An 18,379-nucleotide genomic window follows, 5' to 3' on the forward strand; every position below is an offset into this window, starting at 1 on the left:
CGTCGTTTAGCAGTCGAATTGGGCGATGACCGGAAGGTGCGCGACGAGCCAATCCGTCATCGCATCGACGACCTCGACACCGGCCTCGAACGCGTGGGCCTGGGCCGCAATCGCCACCCCCACGTGCCCGGAATCCGTTGGCACGATGCCGAATTGCCGGACCAGGTAGTCGCCGCGCACTCCGGGGCCCCAACCCCCCTTGGCGGCAACGCCTTTGGCGGCCAACCCCCACCGCTGGGCGGGGGTGAGGCGGCACATCAGGTCGATGACGGCGGACGCGTCCGCGATGCCCGGAAGCTGGGCGGCGAACCGCGCCTGCCGACGCAACGTCCAGTCCGTCTGCCCAAATGCGGTGTAGCCGCGGCGAAGCCGTCGCGATTCGACCACGGTGTCCGGGTCGCCGCATTCGCCGACTATGGCCTGTACCCGCCCCGCGGCTTGCGCCGGGTCGCCCAGCTGGGACCACAATTGATCGGACGCGTGGTTATCGGATTCGGTGATGGCCTTGACGACCAGGTCCCGCGCGCGGCCCGGATCGCCACGCAGGGCCGCAATCGCCAATGGCACCTTGATCGTTGACCATGCGACACCGGACGACCATCGGCCCATCGAATACACCTCGGCAACGTCCGGGCGGGCGACCGCGATGCCGATGGTCGCCGGCACCTTGGCGGCCAGCTTCTCGAAGCTCGCTTCGATCGCGGGCGCTACCGGCGAATCGTCCACACCGGATCACCGCAGTCGACGCCCTGCGCCGACAACTGCCGCTTGAGCACCTTGAAGGTCACCGTCCGCGGCAGCTCCGCGCTCACCCGCACGTACGACGGCCACTGCTTGGGGCCCAGGTCGGGCTGTTCGGCCAGGAAAGCCCGGAACTTTTCGGGATCGAACTCGGCGCCGGACGCCATCACCACCGCCGCCATCACCTGGTCGCCGACGACCGGGTCGGGCACCGGGTACACCGCGACCTCGGTGGCGTCGGGGTAGCGCAACAGCACGCGCTCGATCGGGGCCGCGCTCAGGTTCTCCCCGTCGACCCGCATCCAATCACCAAGCCGCCCAGCGAAATAGGCGTACCCGGCCTCGTCGCGGTAGCCGAGATCGCCGCTGTGGTAGATGCCGCCGGCCATCCGCTGCGCCTCGGCGGCCTCGTCGTTGTAGTAACCCTCGAAACGGCCCGGTCCCGCGGTGTTGACGATCTCGCCGACCACGCCGACGGGGCACGGCTCGCCGGTGTCGGGGTCGACGATGTCGACGCCGTCGGGCAGCGGGCCCAGCGCGCCCGCCGGAGTGTCGGGGGTGCGGGCGATCGCCACCCCGCCCTCGGTCGAGCCGAACCCGTCCTGCACGACGCACCCGAACCTGCGGGCGAAGCGTTCGATGTCGCCGGGCACGCCCTCGTTGCCGTAGACCGCCCGTAGCGGGTTGTCCGCGTCGTCGGGCCGCTCCGGCGTGGCGAGCACGTACGACAACGGCTTGCCGACGTAATTGGCGTAGGTGGCGCCGTAACGGCGGACGTCCGGCAAGAACCCAGACGCGGAGAACTTGCGCCGCAACGCCATTGAGCCCTGGCACGCCGCGGCCACCGACCAGCCGACCAGCACGGCGTTGGAATGAAACAACGGCATCGACACATAGCAGACGTCGTCGCGCCCGAGATCGAAGCGCTGCGTCATCGTCACGCCGGCGATGGCGACCTTGCCGTGGCTGCACTTCACCGCCTTGGGCTCGCCGCTGGTGCCCGAGGTGAAGATCAGCATGAACAGGTCCGCGGCGGACGCCGACTGAAAACGGGGCTCCGCGTCGCGATGCGCGTCCAGCTCGGACGCCCACGCGGCGGAATCGACGTCGACATGGTCGAAATCGCCCAGGGGCGCGGCCGATCTCGAATCTGCCAGTACCACTTGGCAATCGGCGTGGGCGATGTCGCGGGCCAGCGCCTCACCGCGGCGCACCGGGTTGAGTCCGACCGGCACGATTCCGGACATCCCGGCCGCCACCAGCATCGCCGAAAAGAACGGGGTGTTCTCCAGCAGCACGCCGACGTGCGGCGGCTTGGCCGGGTCGAGGCGCGCGCGCAACGCGGCCGCGATCGCGGCACCGTGCCGGAGGTGGTCGCGCCAGCTGACGAACGAGTCCTCGAAATAGACGCCCCGGTCCTCGATTTCGGCCAGCGGGACCAGCAGTTTGGTGACGGTCGGGTCGGCAGGAATCACGAAGCCCATTTAAGACCCCGCCTGTTCCACGAACGCAGCTCTCAGGCCGGCGTTTCCGCCAGTTCGCGGCCGATCCGGCGCAGCTGCCCGGTGGCACCGTGCAGCGCGAACTCGATTTCCTTGGCGGCCAGGAAGTAACGGTGCACCGGGTGATCGGTGTCGACGCCGACGCCACCGTGGATGTGCACGATGCTGTGTGCCACCCGGTGCCCGGCGTCGGCGGCCCAGAACGCCGCGCTGGCCACGTCGATCTCGGCGGGGATGTCCTCCGACACGCGCCAGGCCGCCTGGGTGAGCGTCAGCCGCAGGCCCTTGACGTCGATGTAACCGTCGGCCAGCCGCTGTCCCACAGCCTGGAAGCTGCCGATCGGGCGGTCGAACTGCTCGCGGGTGCGGGCGTATTCGGCCGTCATCTGCAATCCTCGCTCGAGCACGCCGAGCTGAAACGCACTGCGCCCCAACGTCATCAGCGTGTCGAGCCAGACCGCCACGGTTCCGTCGCCCACCATTCGGGCGCCGTCGACCTCGGTCCCGTCCAGCGCCAGGTGCCCGACGCTGCCCCGGCCGGTGGTTTGCAGCGCCGTCACCGTGACCCCCGGATCGTCGGCGACGACCAGGAAAACGGCCGCGCCGGAATCGGTTTCGGCCGGAACCAGGAATGCGTCGGCGACGGGGGCGAAGCCGATCTGGGTCCGCGTGCCGGTGAGGCGGTAGCCCGCGCCGGCGCTGACGGCCTGCACCGCACCCTCGCCCATCTCGCCGTCGAGCGCGACGGTGAGGATCTTCTCGCCCCGCACCGCCGGCGCGCCCCACTCCTGCTGCAGCTCTTCGGTGCCGAACCGGGCCAGCGCCCCGGCGCCGAGCACCACCGACTCCAGGTAGGGCACCGCCACCAGCTGGTGGCCCAGCGCCACCAGGATGGCGACCTGCTCGAGCACGCCGAAGCCGTCGCCGCCCAGTGCGGTGGGCGCCGCGCTGGTCAGGATGTCGGCCTCGACCAGCTTGCCCCACAGCGTGCGGTCGAATCTTTGCTCGAGCCCGTCCAGCTCGCGGTGGTGCTGCGGCGTGCACACCGCGTCGACGATGGTGTCGACCAAACCGCCGAGGTCCTGTGCGGCTTCCGTCGTCGTGAAGTCCATGAATTCTCGTCCTTATATATATAGGGGCTCAGCGGTTGGCTCGGGGCAGGCCCAGCGCGACCATCCCGATGATGTCGCGCTGCACCTCGTTGGTGCCGCCGCCGAAGGTCAGGATCAAACAGGCCCGGTGCATCCGTTCGACCCGGCTGCGCAGCAGCGAGCCGGGGGAGTCCTGCCGGATCGTCGCCGCGGTGCCGAGCACCTCCATCAGCAGCCGGTAGGCCTCGGTGGCCAGCTCGGTCCCGTAGACCTTGGCCGCCGACGCATCCGCGGGCGACAAAGCCTCATCCGCCGCCGAAGCCAGCTCCCAGTTGATCAGCTTGAGCACCTCGGCCTTGGCGTGCACCCGGGCCAGGTTCAGCTGCACCCACTCCGAGTCGATCAGCCGCGCCCCGCCGGAGTCCTTCGTGTTCTGCGCCCACTCGCGAACCTCGCGCAGCGCCAGGAAGATCGGTTGCGGCGACACCAGCGCGACCCGCTCGTGGTTGAGCTGGTTGGTCACCAGCTTCCAGCCGCCGTTCTCCTCGCCGATCAGGTTGGTCACGGGCACCCGCACGTCGGAGTAATACGTGGCGCTGGTGTCCACGCCCGCCATCGTGTGCACCGGCGTCCAGGAGAAGCCCTCGGCGGTGGTCGGCACGGTCAGCATCGAAATGCCGCGGTGCTTCTTGGCCTCCGGGTTGGTGCGCACCGCCAGCCAGACCCAGTCCGCGTAGGCGATCAGGCTGGTCCACATCTTCTGGCCGTTGATCACGTAGTCGTCGCCGTCGCGGACGGCGGTGGTGCGCAGGTTCGCCAGGTCGGTGCCAGCGCCGGGCTCGGAGTAGCCGATCGAGAAGTGCAGTTCCCCCGCGGCGATCTTGGGCAGGAAGAACTTCTTCTGCTCCTCGGTGCCGAAAGCCATGATCGTCGGGGCCACGCTGTTGATCGTCAGGAACGGCACCGGCACGCCGGCGATGGCGGCCTCGTCGGTGAAGATCAGCGAGTCCATCGGGGAGCGGTCCTGGCCGCCGTACTCCTTGGGCCAGTTCAGGGTGAGCCACCCGTCCTTGCCCATCTGCGCGACGGTGTCGCGGTACGCGTTGCCGCTCCCGACCTCGCCCTGCGTCGAGGTGAGCGCCTCGCGCCGCTCGGGGGTCATGAGCTTGGTGAAGTACGACCGCAGCTCGCGACGCAGCTCCTCCTGTTCAGGGGTGTAACTGATGCGCATTCCAGCCGTCCTTTGATCAACGTGACACGCGTAGCTCGACCAACGGCTACCCGTTCGCCTCCCCGGTTGTAACACGTTCTAGTCTGGGAATCCAGCGACCGTTTCGCCTGGCGCACCGGGGCCCTATGGTGGACCTACCAACCGATAGGGCGCGTGCTCAGGTTGCAGGCCAGTTTCAAGGAGGGTGCCGTGCGGGTGATCGTGGATCGTGACCGGTGTGAAGGGAATGCGGTGTGCTTGGGAATCGCACCCGACCTCTTCGATCTGGACGATGAAGACTATGCCGTCGTGAAGGCGGATCCGATTCCGCCCGAGCGGGAGCAGCTGGCCGAACAGGCGATCGCCGAGTGCCCCCGCGCCGCGCTGCTGCGCGAAGCCTGACCACAGACTAGAGGTATTCATAAATTGACTAGCAGCACAAACGCGACCGATCTGTCCGGAAAGGTCGCGGTGGTCACCGGCGCGGCCGCGGGCCTGGGACGCGCCGAGGCGCTCGGCTTGGCCGGGCTCGGCGCCACCGTCGTCGTCAACGACACCGCCGCCGCGCTGGACGCCTCCGACGTGATCGACGAGATCAACTCGGCGGGCGCCAAGGCCGTCGCCGTGGCCGGCGACATTAGCCAGCGCGCGACCGCCGACGAGCTGGTTGCCACCGCCGACGGGCTGGGCGGCCTGGACATCGTCGTGAACAACGCCGGCATCACCCGCGACCGGATGCTGTTCAACATGTCCGACGAGGAATGGGACCTCGTCATCGCCGTGCACCTACGCGGACACTTCCTGCTGACCCGCAACGCGGCCACCTACTGGCGCGCCAGGGCCAAGGACGCGGGCGGGCAGATTTTCGGCAGGATCGTCAACACCGCGTCGGAAGCGGGCCTGGTGGGGCCGGTGGGGCAGGCCAACTACGGCGCGGCCAAGGCGGGCATCATCTCGCTGACCCTCACGGCCGCCCGGGCGCTGGGCCGCTACGGGGTGTGCGCGAACGCGATCTGTCCGCGGGCCCGCACGGCGATGACGGCCGACGTCTTCGGGGAGGCTCCGGAGGTGGAGCAGGGCGGCATCGACCCGCTCTCGCCCGAGCACGTGGTGAGCCTGGTCAAGTTCTTGTCATCGCCCGCTGCCGCGGAGGTCAACGGGCAGGTGTTCATTGTTTACGGGCCGCAGGTGACACTTGTCGCCGCACCGACGGCGGAGCACCGATTCAAGGCGGCCGGGCCGGCCTGGGAGCCCGGCCAGCTCAGTGGCACGCTCGCAGAATACTTTGCTGGACGCGATCCGGAGCGGAACTTTTCCGCGGTCAACCTGATGGAGCAATGACCGTGTAAACGCGCTTTATGGGGGGGAATTGACAAGTAGAACACGTGTCAGATTGAATCCGCAGCACTGCCTCTGACCTGGACAAATTAACGGTTTGGCTACGGAAATGCTGTTCATTGACATGGTGCACTTTCTCTGAGTTAATATGATCCGGCTTACACCGAGCCGCATGCGACCGAAGACAACGTTAAGGCGATACACAGGCTTCGCCGCGAGCAGCAGAGGGGGGTGGCCGAGTTGAGAGAACAACTTGCCGTCCCCGCCCGCGCCGTCGGCGGGTTCTTCGAGATGATGATCGACACCGGCCGTGAGACTTTCCGACGGCCGTTTCAATTTGGCGAGTTCCTCGAACAGACGTGGATGATCGCCCGGGTGTCGCTGGTTCCGACGCTGCTGGTGTCCATCCCGTTCACCGTGCTGGTCGCGTTCACCCTCAACATCCTGTTGCGCGAGATCGGCGCGGCCGACTTGTCCGGCGCGGGAACCGCTTTCGGCACCGTCACCCAGCTGGGCCCGGTGGTCACCGTGCTCGTCGTGGCCGGCGCCGGCGCCACCGCCATCTGCGCCGACCTGGGTGCCCGCACCATCCGGGAAGAGATCGACGCGATGCGCGTGCTCGGCATCGACCCGGTCCACCGGCTCGTGGTGCCAAGGGTTTTGGCGTCAACGGTGGTCGCGCTGCTCCTCAACGGCCTGGTGTGCGCCATCGGGCTGTCCGGCGGCTACGTGTTTTCCGTCTTCCTTCAGGGCGTCAACCCGGGCGCGTTCATCAACGGCCTGACCGTCCTCACCGGGCTGCGCGAGCTGGTGCTCGCCGAAGTCAAGGCGCTGCTGTTCGGCGTGATGGCCGGCCTGGTCGGCTGCTACCGCGGCCTGACGGTCAAGGGCGGTCCCAAGGGCGTCGGGAACGCCGTCAACGAGACCGTGGTCTACGCGTTCATCTGTCTGTTCGTCATCAATGTCGTCATGACCGCCATCGGCGTGCGGATTTCGGCCAAGTGAGACGAGTGAGCACCCGATGAGCTACGACGCCACCCTCCGGTTTCGCCGCTTCATGTCGCGGCTGCAGGGCCCCATCGACGACTTCGGCGAGCAGGCGTTGTTCTACGGCAAGACGGTGCGTTACGTGCCGCAGGCGATCACCCAATACCGGAAGGAGACGATCCGGAACGTCGCCGAAATGACGCTGGGCGCAGGGGCTCTCGTCATGATCGGCGGCACGGTCGGGGTCGCGGCGTTCCTGACCCTGGCCTCCGGCGGCGTCATCGCCGTGCAGGGGTATTCGTCGCTGGGCAACATCGGCATCGAGGCGCTGACGGGCTTCCTGTCGGCGTTCCTCAACGTCCGCGTCGTCGCCCCCGTGATCGCGGGCATCGCGCTGGCGGCCACCATCGGCGCGGGCGCGACGGCCCAACTGGGCGCCATGCGGGTGTCCGAGGAGATCGATGCCGTCGAATGCATGGCGGTGCAGTCGGTGTCCTACCTGGTGTCGACCCGCCTGATCGCCGGCCTGATCGCGATCATTCCGCTCTATTCGCTGTCGGTGCTCGCGGCGTTCTTCGCCGCCCGCTTCACCACGGTGTACATCAACGGGCAGTCCAAGGGCCTGTACGACCACTACTTCAACACCTTCCTCATACCGTCGGACCTGCTGTGGTCGTTCCTGCAGGCCATCGTCATGGCCATCGCGGTCATGCTGGTGCACACCTATTACGGCTACAACGCCAGCGGCGGCCCGGTCGGCGTCGGCATCGCGGTCGGCCAGGCCGTGCGCACCTCGCTGATCGTCGTGGTCGTCATCACCTTGTTCATCTCGCTGGCCGTGTACGGCGCGTCCGGTAACTTCAACCTCTCCGGGTGAAAGGAGTCATCGAAAAGACATGTCGGACGGCGCACCACGACGCTCATCGGTTCGGCTGGCAGCGGCGCTGCTGGCCGGCGTGATGGTGGCGTTTGCCGTCCTCACCTACCTTTCGTACACCGCGGCCTTCGCCTCGACCGACACCGTCACCGTCTCGGCGCCGCGGGCGGGCCTGGTGATGGACAAGGGCGCCAAGGTCAAATACCGCGGCATCCAGATCGGCAAGGTCACCAGCATCGACTACTCCGGCGACCAGGCACGGCTGACGCTGGCCATCAGCAGCGATCAGATGCACTTCGTCCCCTCCAACGCGACGGTGCACATCGCGGGCAACACCATCTTCGGCGCCAAGTCGGTCGAATTCGTTCCGCCCCAAGCCCCTTCGCCCACGTCGCTGCGCCCGGACGCGCATGTGGAAGCCTCGGCGGTGGCCCTCGAGGTCAACACCCTGTTCCAGTCGCTCATCGACCTGTTGCACAAGATCGACCCGGTCGAGCTGAACGGGACGCTGAGCGCCCTGTCCGAGGGGCTGCGTGGCCACGGCGACGACTTCGGATCCCTGCTCTCGGGGCTGAACACGCTGGCGCGCCAGGCGAATCCGAAGCTGCCCGCCCTGCAGGAGGACTTCCGCAAGGCCGGGATCGTGACCAACACCTACGCCGATGCCGCCCCGGACCTGAACACGATCTTCGACAACCTGCCGACGATCAACCGGACGGTCGTCGACAAACAGAAGGACCTCAACGACACGCTGCTCGCGGCGATCGGCCTGGCCAACAACGCCTATGAGACGCTGGAGCCCGCCGAGCAGAACTTCATCGACGCCATCAACAGGCTGCGCGCCCCGATCAAGGTGGCCCACGACTACTCGCCCGAATTCGGCTGCTTTTTCGCCGGTGTCGAGCGCGGTATCAAGGAATTCGCCCCGCTGTTGGGTGTGCGCAAGGCGGGCCTGTTCACCTCGTCCAGCTTCGTCCTGGGCGCGCCGTCGTACACGTATCCGGAATCCCTGCCGATCGTGAACGCCTCCGGGGGGCCGAACTGCCGCGGACTGCCCGACATCCCGACCAAGCAGACCGGCGGGTCGTTCTACCGCGCGCCCTTCCTGGTCACCGATAACGCCAACGTCCCGTACGAGCCGTTCACCGAGCTGCAGTTCGACGCGCCCTCCACCCTGCAGTTCCTGTTCCACGGCGCCTTCGCGGAACGGGACGACTTCTGATGGCGGTCGCGGGGATGCCGTCGCACCGGTCGATGCTGATCAAGGTCAGTATCTTCGCGGTTGCCATGATATTGGTGAGCGCCTCGCTGGTTGTGGTCTTCGGCGACTTCCGGTTCGGGCCCGAAAGTACTTACCACGCAACGTTCACCGACGTGTCGAAGCTGAAGTCCGGACAGAAGGTTCGCATCGCCGGCGTGCCGGTCGGCGCGGTGTCGGGCGTGAAGCTCAACCACGACAACACGATCGACGTGAAGTTCGGCGTGGACAGCCGCTACACGTTGTACTCGTCGACGCGCGCGGTGATCCGCTACGAAAACCTGGTCGGCGACCGCTATTTGGAGATCACGTCGGGCCCGGGGGAGCTGCGTAAGCTGCCGCCGGGCGGCACGATCAACTCCCAACACACCCAGCCCGCACTGGATCTCGACGCGCTGCTGGGCGGGCTGCGACCGCTGGTCAAGGGCTTGGACGCCGACAAGGTCAACACCATCAGCAGCGCGGTCATCCAGTTGTTGCAGGGCCAGGGCGGGGCGTTGTCGAACGTGCTGGCCGACACGAGCGCGTTCTCGTCGGCGCTGGGCCAACGCGACCAGCTGATCGGCGACGCGATCACCAACCTCAACACGGTGCTGGGCACCGTCGACCAGAAGAGCGCGCAATTCTCCGCCAGCGTCGATCAGCTGCAGCAACTGATCACCGGGCTGGCCAAGAACAAGGACTCGATCGCGGGCGCCATCCCGCCCCTGGCGTCCACCACCACGGACTTGACTGAGCTGCTGAAGAATTCGCGCCGGCCGTTGCAGGGCATCCTCGAGAACACCCGCCCCCTGGCCACCGAGCTGGACAACCGCAAGGCCGAGGTGAACAACGATGTCGAGCAACTCGGCGAGGACTACCTGCGGCTGGCGGCGCTCGGTGCCTACGGGTCGTTCTTCAACATCTACTTCTGCTCGGTGACGATCAAGATCAACGGCCCGGCCGGCGGCGACATCCTGATACCGTTCGGCGGCCCGGTCGATCCCAGCAAGGGGAGGTGCGCTTTTGTCAAGTAACGCAAGGCGCGAACGCGACCCGCTGCGAACCGGCATCTTCGGCGTGGTGCTGGTGATTTGCGTGGTGCTCATCGCCTTTGGTTACGCAGGCCTGCCGTTCTTTCCGCAGGGCAAGATGTACGACGCCTACTTCACCGACGCGGGCGGCATCAACCCGGGCAACGCCGTTTACGTGTCCGGCTTCAAGGTGGGCAAAGTGGCCTCCGTCGGCCTGGCCGGCGAGAGCGCCAAGGTGACGTTCTCCGTCGACCGGCACGTCACCGTCGGCGATCAGTCGCTGGCCGCGATCCGCACCGACACCATCCTCGGTGAGCGTTCCATTGCGGTGACCCCGGCCGGCAGCGGCAAGGCGACCACCATCCCGCTGAGCCGCACGACGACGCCGTACACGCTGGCCGGTGCCCTCGAGGACCTGGGCAACAACGCCAACAACCTGAACAAGCCGCAGTTCGAGCAGGCCTTGAACGTGCTGACCGACACGCTGCACGACGCCACGCCGGAACTGCGCGGCGCGCTGGACGGCGTGACATCGCTGTCCCGCACGCTGAATCGCCGCGACGAGGCGCTGCAAAGCCTGCTGGCACATGCGAAGTCGGTGACGGCGGTGTTGTCGCAGCGCGCCAACCAGGTGAACAAGCTGGTGGACGACGGCAACGAGTTGTTCGCCGCGCTCGACGAGCGGCGCGCCGCGATCGGTGAGTTGATCTCGGGCATCGGCGGTCTCTCGCAGCAGATTTCGGGGTTTGTCGCCGACAACCGCAAGGAGTTCGGCCCGGCGCTGAGCAAGCTGAACCTGGTGCTGGCCAACCTCAACGAGCGCCGCGACTACATCACCGAGGCGCTCAAGCGGCTGCCCACCTACGCCACCGAGCTGGGTGAGGTCGTCGGCTCCGGTCCCGGGTTCAACGTGAACGTGTTCAGCGTGTTGCCCGCGCCGATGATCGCGATGGTGTTCGACTTCTTCTACCAGCCGGGCAAGCTGCCGGCCAGCCTCGCCGACTACCTGCGCGGGCTGATTCAGGAACGCTGGATCATCAGGCCGAAGTCGCCATGACGAACCGAATCGCCGGCAGCAGGGGGCTGCGCTACGGCATCATCATCGCGCTGGTCGCGATGCTGGTGGGTGGCGTGTATGTGCTGTCGGCGCAAGGCAATAACCGGACCGTCATCGGCTACTTCACCTCCGCCGTCGGTCTCTATCCCGGCGACCAAGTGCGCATCCTGGGCGTGCCGGTCGGTTCGATCGACACGATCGAACCGCGGCCCTCCGACGTGAAGATCGTCATGTCGGTGGCCAAGGACGTGAAGATCCCCAAAGATGCCCGCGCCGTCATCATCTCGCCGAACCTGGTGTCGGCGCGGTTCATTCAGCTCACCCCGGCGTACACCGGCGGGGCAGTGCTGCCCGACGGCGGCAGCATCGATCTGAACCGCACCGGGGTGCCGGTGGAGTGGGACGAGGTGAAGGAGTCCCTCACCCAGCTGGCCGTTCAGCTGGGCCCGACGACGGGTTCGATGCAGGGGCCGCTGGGCAAGGCGATCAACCAGGCCGCTGACACGCTCGACGGCAAGGGCGAGTCGTTCCACAACGCGTTGCGTGAGCTCTCGCAAGTCGCCGGGCGGCTTGGGGATTCGCGCAGCGACATCTTCGGCACGGTCAAGAACCTGCAGGTGCTGGTCGACGCGCTGTCGTCGAGCAACGAGCAGATCGTGCAGTTCGCCGGGAACGTGGCCTCGGTGTCGCAGGTGCTCGCCGACAGCTCGCGACATCTGGACAACACCCTGGGCACGCTCAATCAGGCGCTCTCGGACATCCGGGGATTCCTGCACGAGAACAACTCGACGATCATCGATACGGTCAACAACCTCAACGACTTCGCGCAGACGTTGAGCGATCAGAGCGACAACATCGAGCAGGTGTTGCACGTGGCCGGCCCGGGCATCGCCAACTTCTACAACATCTACGACCCCGCGCAGGGCACCCTGAACGGGTTGTTGTCGATACCCGAATTCGCCAACCCCGTGCAGTTCATCTGCGGTGGCTCGTTCGAGACGGCCGCGGGACCGAGGGCGCCGGACTACTTCCGGCGCGCCGAGCTCTGCCGCGAGCGGCTCGGTCCGGTGCTGCGCCGGCTCGCCGTGAACTACCCGCCGGTGATGTTCCACCCGCTCAACACGATCACCGCGTACAAGGGCCAGATCATTTACGACACCCCCGAGACCCAGGCCAAGGCGGCCACCCCGGTTCCGCAGCTGACGTGGATACCGGCCCAGGGCGCACACCTCCCGCCGGCCGCCCAGAACCCCACGGACCTGCAGGCCCTGCTGGTCCCGACGGCGCCGCAGACGGCTCCGGGCCCTCCGCCGGCCGGGCTCAGCTCGGGTCCGGCCCCGGGTCCCGGCCCGGGGAACGCCTATGGTCCGCTGCCCGGCCCCCCGCCGGGCCAGGCGCCGAGCGCGCCGCCGGCCGATCAGGGCGGTGGCGGATGAGGCGGATCTGGTTGCGCGGCAGTGTGTTAGCGGCGGGCAGCGCGCTGCTGGCCGGTTGCCAATTCAACGGCCTCAACTCGCTGGCGATGCCCGGCACGGCCGGCCACGGCAGCGGCGCGTATTCGATCACCGTCGAGATGCCCGACGTGGCAACGCTGCCGCAAAACTCGCCGGTGATGGTCGACGACGTCACCGTCGGCAGCGTCGCGGGCATTTCGGCCGAGCAGCGTTCCGATGGATCCTTCTACGCCGCGGTGAAGCTGGCGCTGAACAAGAACGTGGTGTTGCCGGCCAACGCGACCGCGACGGTGGCCCAGACCTCGTTGCTGGGATCGATGCACATCGACCTGGCGCGGCCGAAGGACAAGCCGGCGACCGGGCGGCTCAAGGACGGCTCGCGGATCACGGAGGCCAACACGGGTCGCTACCCGACCACCGAAGAGGTGCTCTCGGCGTTGGGTCTCGTCGTCAACAAGGGCAATCTCGGTGCGCTGGAAGACATTACCGACGAGACCTATCAGGCCGTCGCCGGTCGCCAGGACCAGTTCGTCGACCTGATCCCGCGGCTCGCCGAATTGACGGCGGGGCTCAACCGGCAGACCAACGACATCATCGATGCGGTCGACGGGCTGAACCGATTCTCCGCCACGCTGGCGCGCGACAAGGACAACCTGGGCCGGGCGCTGGACACGCTGCCCGAGGCACTCCGGGTGCTCAACAAGAACCGGGACCACATCGTCGAAGCGTTCGCCGCGCTGAAGAAGCTGGCGACGGTGACCTCCCACATCCTGGCAAAAACCAAGGTGGACTTCGCCGAAGACCTCAAGGGCCTGTACTCGGTCGTCAAGGCCCTCAGCGACAACCGCAAGAACTTCGTCACCTCGCTGCAGATCCTGCTGACGTTCCCCTTCCCCAACTTCGGCATCAAGCAGTCGGTGCGCGGCGACTACCTCAACGTGTTCACCACCTTCGACCTCACCCTGCGCCGGATCGGCGAGACCTTCTTCACCACCTCCTATGCGCTGGACCCGAACATGATGCACATGAGCGAGGTGCTCAACCCGCCCGACTTCCTGACCGGCGAACTGGCGAACCTGTCCGGACAGGCCGCCGACCCGTTCAAGATTCCGCCCGGCACGACTTCGGGTCCCGAGGGGCGGTAGGGCTGATGATCGACAAACTCACCAAGGTCCAACTCGGCATCTTCGCGGTGATCACCGCGCTCACGCTGAGTGTGATGGCCGTCTTCTACCTGCGGCTGCCGGCCACCTTCGGCCTCGGGACGTACGGTGTCAGCGCCGATTTCGTCGCGGGGGGCGGCCTGTATAAAAACGCCAACGTCACCTACCGCGGAGTCGCGGTCGGCCGGGTGGAGTCGGTGGGCCTCAGCCCCAACGGCGTCACCGCCGAAATGCGCCTCAACAGCGGCACGCCCATACCGTCGAACGTCACCGCCACCGTGAAGAGCGTCTCGGCCGTGGGTGAGCAGTACATCGACCTGGTGCCGCCGGGCAATCCCGCATCGACCAAGCTGCACAACGGATCCCGGATCGACCGGCAGAACACCCGGATCGGCCAGGAGGTCGCCGACCTGTTGAAGCGGGCGGAGGCACTGGTCAACAGCCTCGGCGACACCCGGTTGCGCGAGCTGCTGCACGAGACGTTCATCTCGGCCAACGGCTCGGGGCCGGAGCTGGCCCGGCTGATCGAGTCCGCCCGGCTGCTGGTGGACGAGGCCAACGCCAATTACCCGCAGGTCTCGCAGCTCATCGATCAGGCCGGCCCGTTCCTGCAGGCCCAGATTCGCGCCGGCGCCGACGTCAAATCGCTGTCGGATGGGTTGGCGCGGTTCACTTCCGAGGTGCGCCAGGCCGACCCGCAGCTGCGCGACACGTTGGCCACCGCGCCGGGTGCGACCGACGAGGCCAGCACGGCGTTCTCCGGGATCCGCCCGTCCTTCCCCGCGCTGGCGGCCAGCCTGGCCAACCTGGGCCGCGTCGGGGTCATCTACCACAAGTCGATCGAGCAGCTGTTGGTGGTGTTGCCGGCGCTGTTCGCGGCGATCACCACGGCCGCTGGCGGCGCCCCGCAAGACGAGGGCGCCAAGCTGGACTTCAAGCTCGACCTCAACGACCCGCCCCCGTGCGCCGTCGGCTTCCTGCCCCCGCCGCTGATGCGCACGCCGGCGGACGAGACGTTGCGCGAGCTCCCGAGGGACATGTACTGCAAGACGGCGCAGAACGACCCGAGCACCGTGCGCGGCGCCCGCAACTATCCATGCCAGGAGTTCCCCGGCAAACGCGCACCGACGATCCAGCTCTGCCGTGACCCGAAAGGCTACGTTCCGGTCGGCCGCAACCCGTGGCGCGGCCCTCCGGTGCCCTACGACACCCCGGTGACGAACGGGCTGAACGTGTTGCCGCCCAACAAGTTCCCGTACATCCCGCCGGGCGCTGAACCCGATCCCGGAACCCCGATCGTGGGGCCACCCCCACCCGGCGTGGTGCCCGGGCCCGGCCCGTTGCCGAACCACCAGCCGGCCTACGATCCGCCGCCGCCCAACGACAGGCCGCCGCCGCCGGGCAATCCGTCGTGGATGCCACCCGGCGTCCCGCCGGTGCCGCCGATACTTCCCTATCCCAAGTGGCTCCCCCCGCCGGCACCTCCGGAGGGCATCAATCCGCCGCCGGCGGGCCCCGGACCGGAGAAGCCCTGGGGGCCGCCACAGGGTCCGCCGCCGCAGGCCAGCGGTCCGGCCTACACCACCTATGACCAGCGCACCGGGGCGTTTGTGGACCCGGCCGGCGGCACTGGTACTTTCGCGGCCGGCGCCAGTGGCACCTCCAGCGCCGAGAATTGGGTGGACCTGATGCTTGATCCAAGGCCGATGTAGTGGGCCCAGAAGTTCCAGAGACGACGACACAGCGAGTGCGTCGCCGCGCATCGCGGGCCGCGGGGCCGGCCAAGGGCGAGGCGCGCGAGACCGCTCCGGTCAAGGTCGACGTCGCGGCACCACCGAAGCCGCCGGCGAAACCCGTCGCAACCCTGAAGCCGGTGAAGCCGCCGCCGCGGCGCCGGCCGAACCGCGCCCTGGTGCTACGGACCTCGTTCGCCGCCGCCCTGGTGGCGGTCGGCGCACTGGCCGGCTGCGTGGTCTTCCTGCTGCACCAACAGGGCCAGGCCGACGCCAAGCAGGCGCGGGACCAGCGCTTCGTCGACACCGCCACGCAGACGGTGGTCAACATGTTCAGCTACAAGCAGGACAACATCGACGAGAGCGTGAACCGGTTCTACAACGGCACCAGCGGCCCGCTGCGCGGAATGCTGGGCGCCAACAACAACATTGAGAACCTCAAGGGCCTGTTCCGCTCCACCAACGCGACCTCGGAGGCCGTCGTCAACGGCGCCGCGTTGGAGGGCGTCGATTCCGTCACCGACAACGCGTCGGTGCTGGTGTCGGTGCGGGTGACGGTCGCCGACATCGACGGAACGAACAAGCCGTCCATGCCGTATCGGCTGCGGGTGATCGTGCACGAGGACGAGCAGGGTCGAATGACCGGCTACGACCTGAAGTATCCGGACGGGGGTAACTGATGCGGTGGCTGATCGCCGTCGCGGGCTCCCTGCTGGTGGCGGCCTGCGTCGGCCTGTCCGCGGCGGCCGGGTGGTTCTACTGGGAACGGGTGCAGACGCGCGGCGAGGCGGCGGCGCGGGCCGTGTTGCCGGGGTTGGCGGCCAAGGAGATACCCGAGGTGTTCGCCTACGACTACCAGACCGTCGAGCGCAGCCTCTCGGCCGCCTACCCGCTGCTGACGCCCGCCTATCGCCAGGAATTCCAGAAGAGCGCGAACGCGCAGATCATTCCGGAGGCGAAGAAGCGTGAGGTCGTCGTCCAGGCGAATGTCGTTGGCGTCGGCGTCATGTCCGCCAAGCGCGATTCGGCGTCTGTGATGGTCTATCTCAATCGCACCGTGACCGACAAGTCACGGCAGCCGCTCTACGACGGCAGCCGGTTGCGCGTCGACTTCACCAAAGTCGGCAGGCAATGGTTGATCGCCTACATCACGCCGATCTAGGCGCTCAGCCGACCGTCACGCTAGCGTGACGCTCGGCGCCCACAGTTGCGCTGGCGTGGCTCTCGGCCGCGGGGCCGCAGGTCAATCTCAGAAGCACATCGCGATGTCGTTGCAGCGCAACGGATAACGCTCGATCGGGCTGGGTGGGGGGCCGCTCAGCGCCAACGAGAACGGTTGCTTGCTCATCGCCGACTCCAGACCGCATTCGGGTCCGTGCAGACTGGTATGCGTGCCGGTGAGCGTCTCGTCGTCGAACGCATAGGTTTCGGTCGACGACGCGGTGCCACCGCCCGGGCACGAAACGCCGTCGGCGATGTCGACTTTGAAGGTCCAGCGTTGGCTCACCAGGCGGGCCCTGCCGCTGAAGTTCTGCAGCTTGTCCTGCCGGCTGATCCTTTCGTCGGTCGAGCTCACGATGTTGAGTGCGCAGAAGTCCGCCATGATGTCCGGGTTGGAATAGTCCTTGTAGTAGCGGCTTCCGTTCACCTGATCGCACAGCGCCGTGATCGTCCAGGTCACCCCGGACACCCCCGCCTGGTTGAACGAGTAACTCCCGTCCGGCGGCGGCGCGACGGCAGCGGCCGGTTCGCCGGATTCCAACGCGATTCCGAGTGCGACGGCCGAGCAGATGCCGGCACCGGCGGCCAGGCCACGACGCAGCTTCATGACGTTCCTCCCTCTACGCTGCATTGAGTATCACAGCGTTTCGGTGGGAGCACCATGGGCTCCCCCGGTCTATGGCAACCCGTGCGCCCCGCTGTGGCCGAACGGCCCGGCAAAGCCGCCGCTGCCGCCGTTTCCGCCGCCCCTGCCGTTCCCGCCGTCGCCACCGTTGCCGATGAACACGGCGTCGCCGCCTCTGCCGCCGTTGGCGGGTGCGGCGCCGTTGCCGGCGTCGCCGCCCCTACCGCCGCCGCCGAAGACCCCGCCGGCACCGCCGTCGCCGCCGGCTCCGCCCGCGCCGAGACCGGCTCCGGCGCCGCCCGTGCCGCCGGCGCCGCCGTGGGCGAATATCCCGGTCCCGCCGCCCCTCCCGCCGGCACCGCCAACCCCGGCCGCGCCGGTGCCGGCGCCGCCGGTGCCGCCGGCACCACCGCCGCCCAACAGCTTGACGTTGCCGCCATCACCGCCGCGGCCTCCGGTCAGCCCGGCCCCGCCGTCTCCGCCGTTGCCGCCGTCGCCGATGATCCCGCTGTTGCCGCTCGCTCCACCGTTCCCGCCGGTCCCGAGGAATGCGGAGCCACCCTGGCCGCCGTGACCACCGTTGCCGAACACCCCTGCGGTGCCCGCGTCGCCGCCGCTGCCGCCGTGCCCGTTGGCTCCGGTGGCGTCGCCGCCAGTCCCGCCGGTGCCCCCGTTGCCGTGCAGCAACGCGCCTTTGCCGCCGTGGCCGCCGAAACCGCCTATCCCGTTGGCCCCGGTCGCGGTCCCACCGGCCCCGCCCGTGCCGCCGTTGCCCTGTAGCCACCCGCCGTTGCCCGCGTTGCCGCCCAAACCACCGGCGATATCGCCGGCCCCGCCGGCCCCGCCCGCGCCGCCGTTGCCCTGCAGCCACCCGCCACTGCCGCCGGCGCCGCCGTAACCGCCGAAACCGTTGACGTCGCTTCCGCCGGCTCCGCCCGCGCCGCCGTGCCCGAGCATCGGGGCGTTGCCGCCGGCGCCGCCGATGCCGCCGGTGCCCCCGACGGCTGCGGCGATCCCGCCGGCCCCGCCCGCGCCGCCGGACAAGTGCTCGCGGGTGGCCGCTGACCAGGCAGGTACGGTGGGCGGATGGCGGAGGGGCTGCGCCCAGC

At 68.1% G+C, this 18,379-nt stretch carries 18 protein-coding genes; 12 read left to right on the top strand and 6 right to left on the bottom strand.

Annotation, left to right across the window (positions count from 1 at the left end; translation table 11 throughout):
• Positions 1-6: 6 nt before the first annotated feature.
• From A5655_RS17950 to A5655_RS17965, 4 genes are read right to left on the bottom strand one after another with little or no spacing between them, the layout of a single operon-like run.
• Positions 7-726: a serine hydrolase gene (locus tag A5655_RS17950; protein ID WP_067012206.1), complete on the bottom strand. Its 720-nt coding sequence runs from the start codon at positions 724-726 to the stop codon at positions 7-9.
• Complete coding sequence (gene fadD17 / locus A5655_RS17955; RefSeq protein ID WP_156764917.1) at positions 708-2,216, bottom strand: long-chain-fatty-acid--CoA ligase FadD17; 1,509 nt, start codon at positions 2,214-2,216, stop codon at positions 708-710. Before fadD17 ends, A5655_RS17950 begins: the two co-directional genes overlap by 19 nt.
• Positions 2,217-2,257: 41 nt before the next feature.
• Entirely contained in the window at positions 2,258-3,355 is a 1,098-nt protein-coding gene (locus A5655_RS17960) for an acyl-CoA dehydrogenase family protein (RefSeq protein ID WP_067012210.1), read from the bottom strand.
• Between the two features lie 28 nt (positions 3,356-3,383).
• Positions 3,384-4,565: an acyl-CoA dehydrogenase gene (locus A5655_RS17965; protein WP_067012212.1), complete on the bottom strand. Its 1,182-nt coding sequence runs from the start codon at positions 4,563-4,565 to the stop codon at positions 3,384-3,386.
• Between the two features lie 189 nt (positions 4,566-4,754).
• On the opposite strand from A5655_RS17965, the gene A5655_RS17970 reads away from it, so the two are divergent.
• From A5655_RS17970 to A5655_RS18025, 12 genes are all read left to right on the top strand, one after another.
• Complete coding sequence (locus A5655_RS17970) at positions 4,755-4,946, top strand: ferredoxin (RefSeq protein WP_067012242.1); 192 nt, start codon at positions 4,755-4,757, stop codon at positions 4,944-4,946.
• Positions 4,947-4,970: 24 nt separating this feature from the next.
• Complete coding sequence (locus A5655_RS17975) at positions 4,971-5,885, top strand: 3-oxoacyl-ACP reductase (protein WP_067012214.1); 915 nt, start codon at positions 4,971-4,973, stop codon at positions 5,883-5,885.
• A gap of 237 nt (positions 5,886-6,122) precedes the next feature.
• Entirely contained in the window at positions 6,123-6,887 is a 765-nt protein-coding gene (locus tag A5655_RS17980) for an ABC transporter permease (protein ID WP_067012245.1), read from the top strand.
• Positions 6,888-6,903: 16 nt separating this feature from the next.
• The gene (locus A5655_RS17985) at positions 6,904-7,746 is read left to right on the top strand and encodes an ABC transporter permease (RefSeq protein ID WP_067012216.1); all 843 of its coding nucleotides are present in this window, start codon (positions 6,904-6,906) and stop codon (positions 7,744-7,746) included.
• A gap of 19 nt (positions 7,747-7,765) precedes the next feature.
• Positions 7,766-8,968, top strand: a complete 1,203-nt coding sequence (locus tag A5655_RS17990; RefSeq protein WP_067012218.1) for a virulence factor Mce family protein — start codon at positions 7,766-7,768, stop codon at positions 8,966-8,968.
• Complete coding sequence (locus tag A5655_RS17995) at positions 8,968-10,020, top strand: MCE family protein (RefSeq protein ID WP_067012220.1); 1,053 nt, start codon at positions 8,968-8,970, stop codon at positions 10,018-10,020. The genes A5655_RS17990 and A5655_RS17995 overlap by 1 nt, the downstream gene beginning before the upstream one ends.
• Positions 10,010-11,074 (top strand): virulence factor Mce family protein, encoded by a 1,065-nt coding sequence (locus A5655_RS18000; RefSeq protein ID WP_067012222.1) that lies wholly within the window; start codon positions 10,010-10,012, stop codon positions 11,072-11,074. Before A5655_RS17995 ends, A5655_RS18000 begins: the two co-directional genes overlap by 11 nt.
• Positions 11,071-12,510, top strand: a complete 1,440-nt coding sequence (locus A5655_RS18005) for a virulence factor Mce family protein (protein ID WP_067012225.1) — start codon at positions 11,071-11,073, stop codon at positions 12,508-12,510. The genes A5655_RS18000 and A5655_RS18005 overlap by 4 nt, the downstream gene beginning before the upstream one ends.
• Complete coding sequence (locus A5655_RS18010; protein ID WP_067012227.1) at positions 12,507-13,673, top strand: virulence factor Mce family protein; 1,167 nt, start codon at positions 12,507-12,509, stop codon at positions 13,671-13,673. The genes A5655_RS18005 and A5655_RS18010 overlap by 4 nt, the downstream gene beginning before the upstream one ends.
• A 5-nt stretch (positions 13,674-13,678) precedes the next feature.
• A complete protein-coding gene (locus A5655_RS18015; protein WP_067012229.1) occupies positions 13,679-15,403 on the top strand; it encodes a virulence factor Mce family protein in 1,725 nt (574 codons plus the stop codon).
• Positions 15,403-16,104 carry a mammalian cell entry protein gene (locus A5655_RS18020; RefSeq protein WP_067012231.1) on the top strand — a complete coding sequence of 234 codons (702 nt, stop codon included), beginning with the start codon at positions 15,403-15,405 and terminating at the stop codon, positions 16,102-16,104. The genes A5655_RS18015 and A5655_RS18020 overlap by 1 nt, the downstream gene beginning before the upstream one ends.
• Positions 16,104-16,586, top strand: a complete 483-nt coding sequence (locus tag A5655_RS18025; RefSeq protein ID WP_067012234.1) for a mammalian cell entry protein — start codon at positions 16,104-16,106, stop codon at positions 16,584-16,586. Before A5655_RS18020 ends, A5655_RS18025 begins: the two co-directional genes overlap by 1 nt.
• Before the next feature lie 87 nt (positions 16,587-16,673).
• On the opposite strand, the gene A5655_RS18030 is transcribed toward A5655_RS18025, so the two are convergent.
• Both A5655_RS18030 and A5655_RS28335 read right to left on the bottom strand, forming a co-directional pair.
• Complete coding sequence (locus tag A5655_RS18030; RefSeq protein ID WP_067012236.1) at positions 16,674-17,252, bottom strand: hypothetical protein; 579 nt, start codon at positions 17,250-17,252, stop codon at positions 16,674-16,676.
• A 69-nt stretch (positions 17,253-17,321) separates the two neighbouring features.
• On the bottom strand, positions 17,322-18,379 hold a 1,058-nt coding region (locus tag A5655_RS28335), incomplete at its 5' end, for a hypothetical protein (RefSeq protein ID WP_197508730.1).

It is taken from the genome of Mycobacterium sp. 1081908.1, from assembly GCF_001673535.1.
GTDB lineage: Bacteria > Actinomycetota > Actinomycetes > Mycobacteriales > Mycobacteriaceae > Mycobacterium.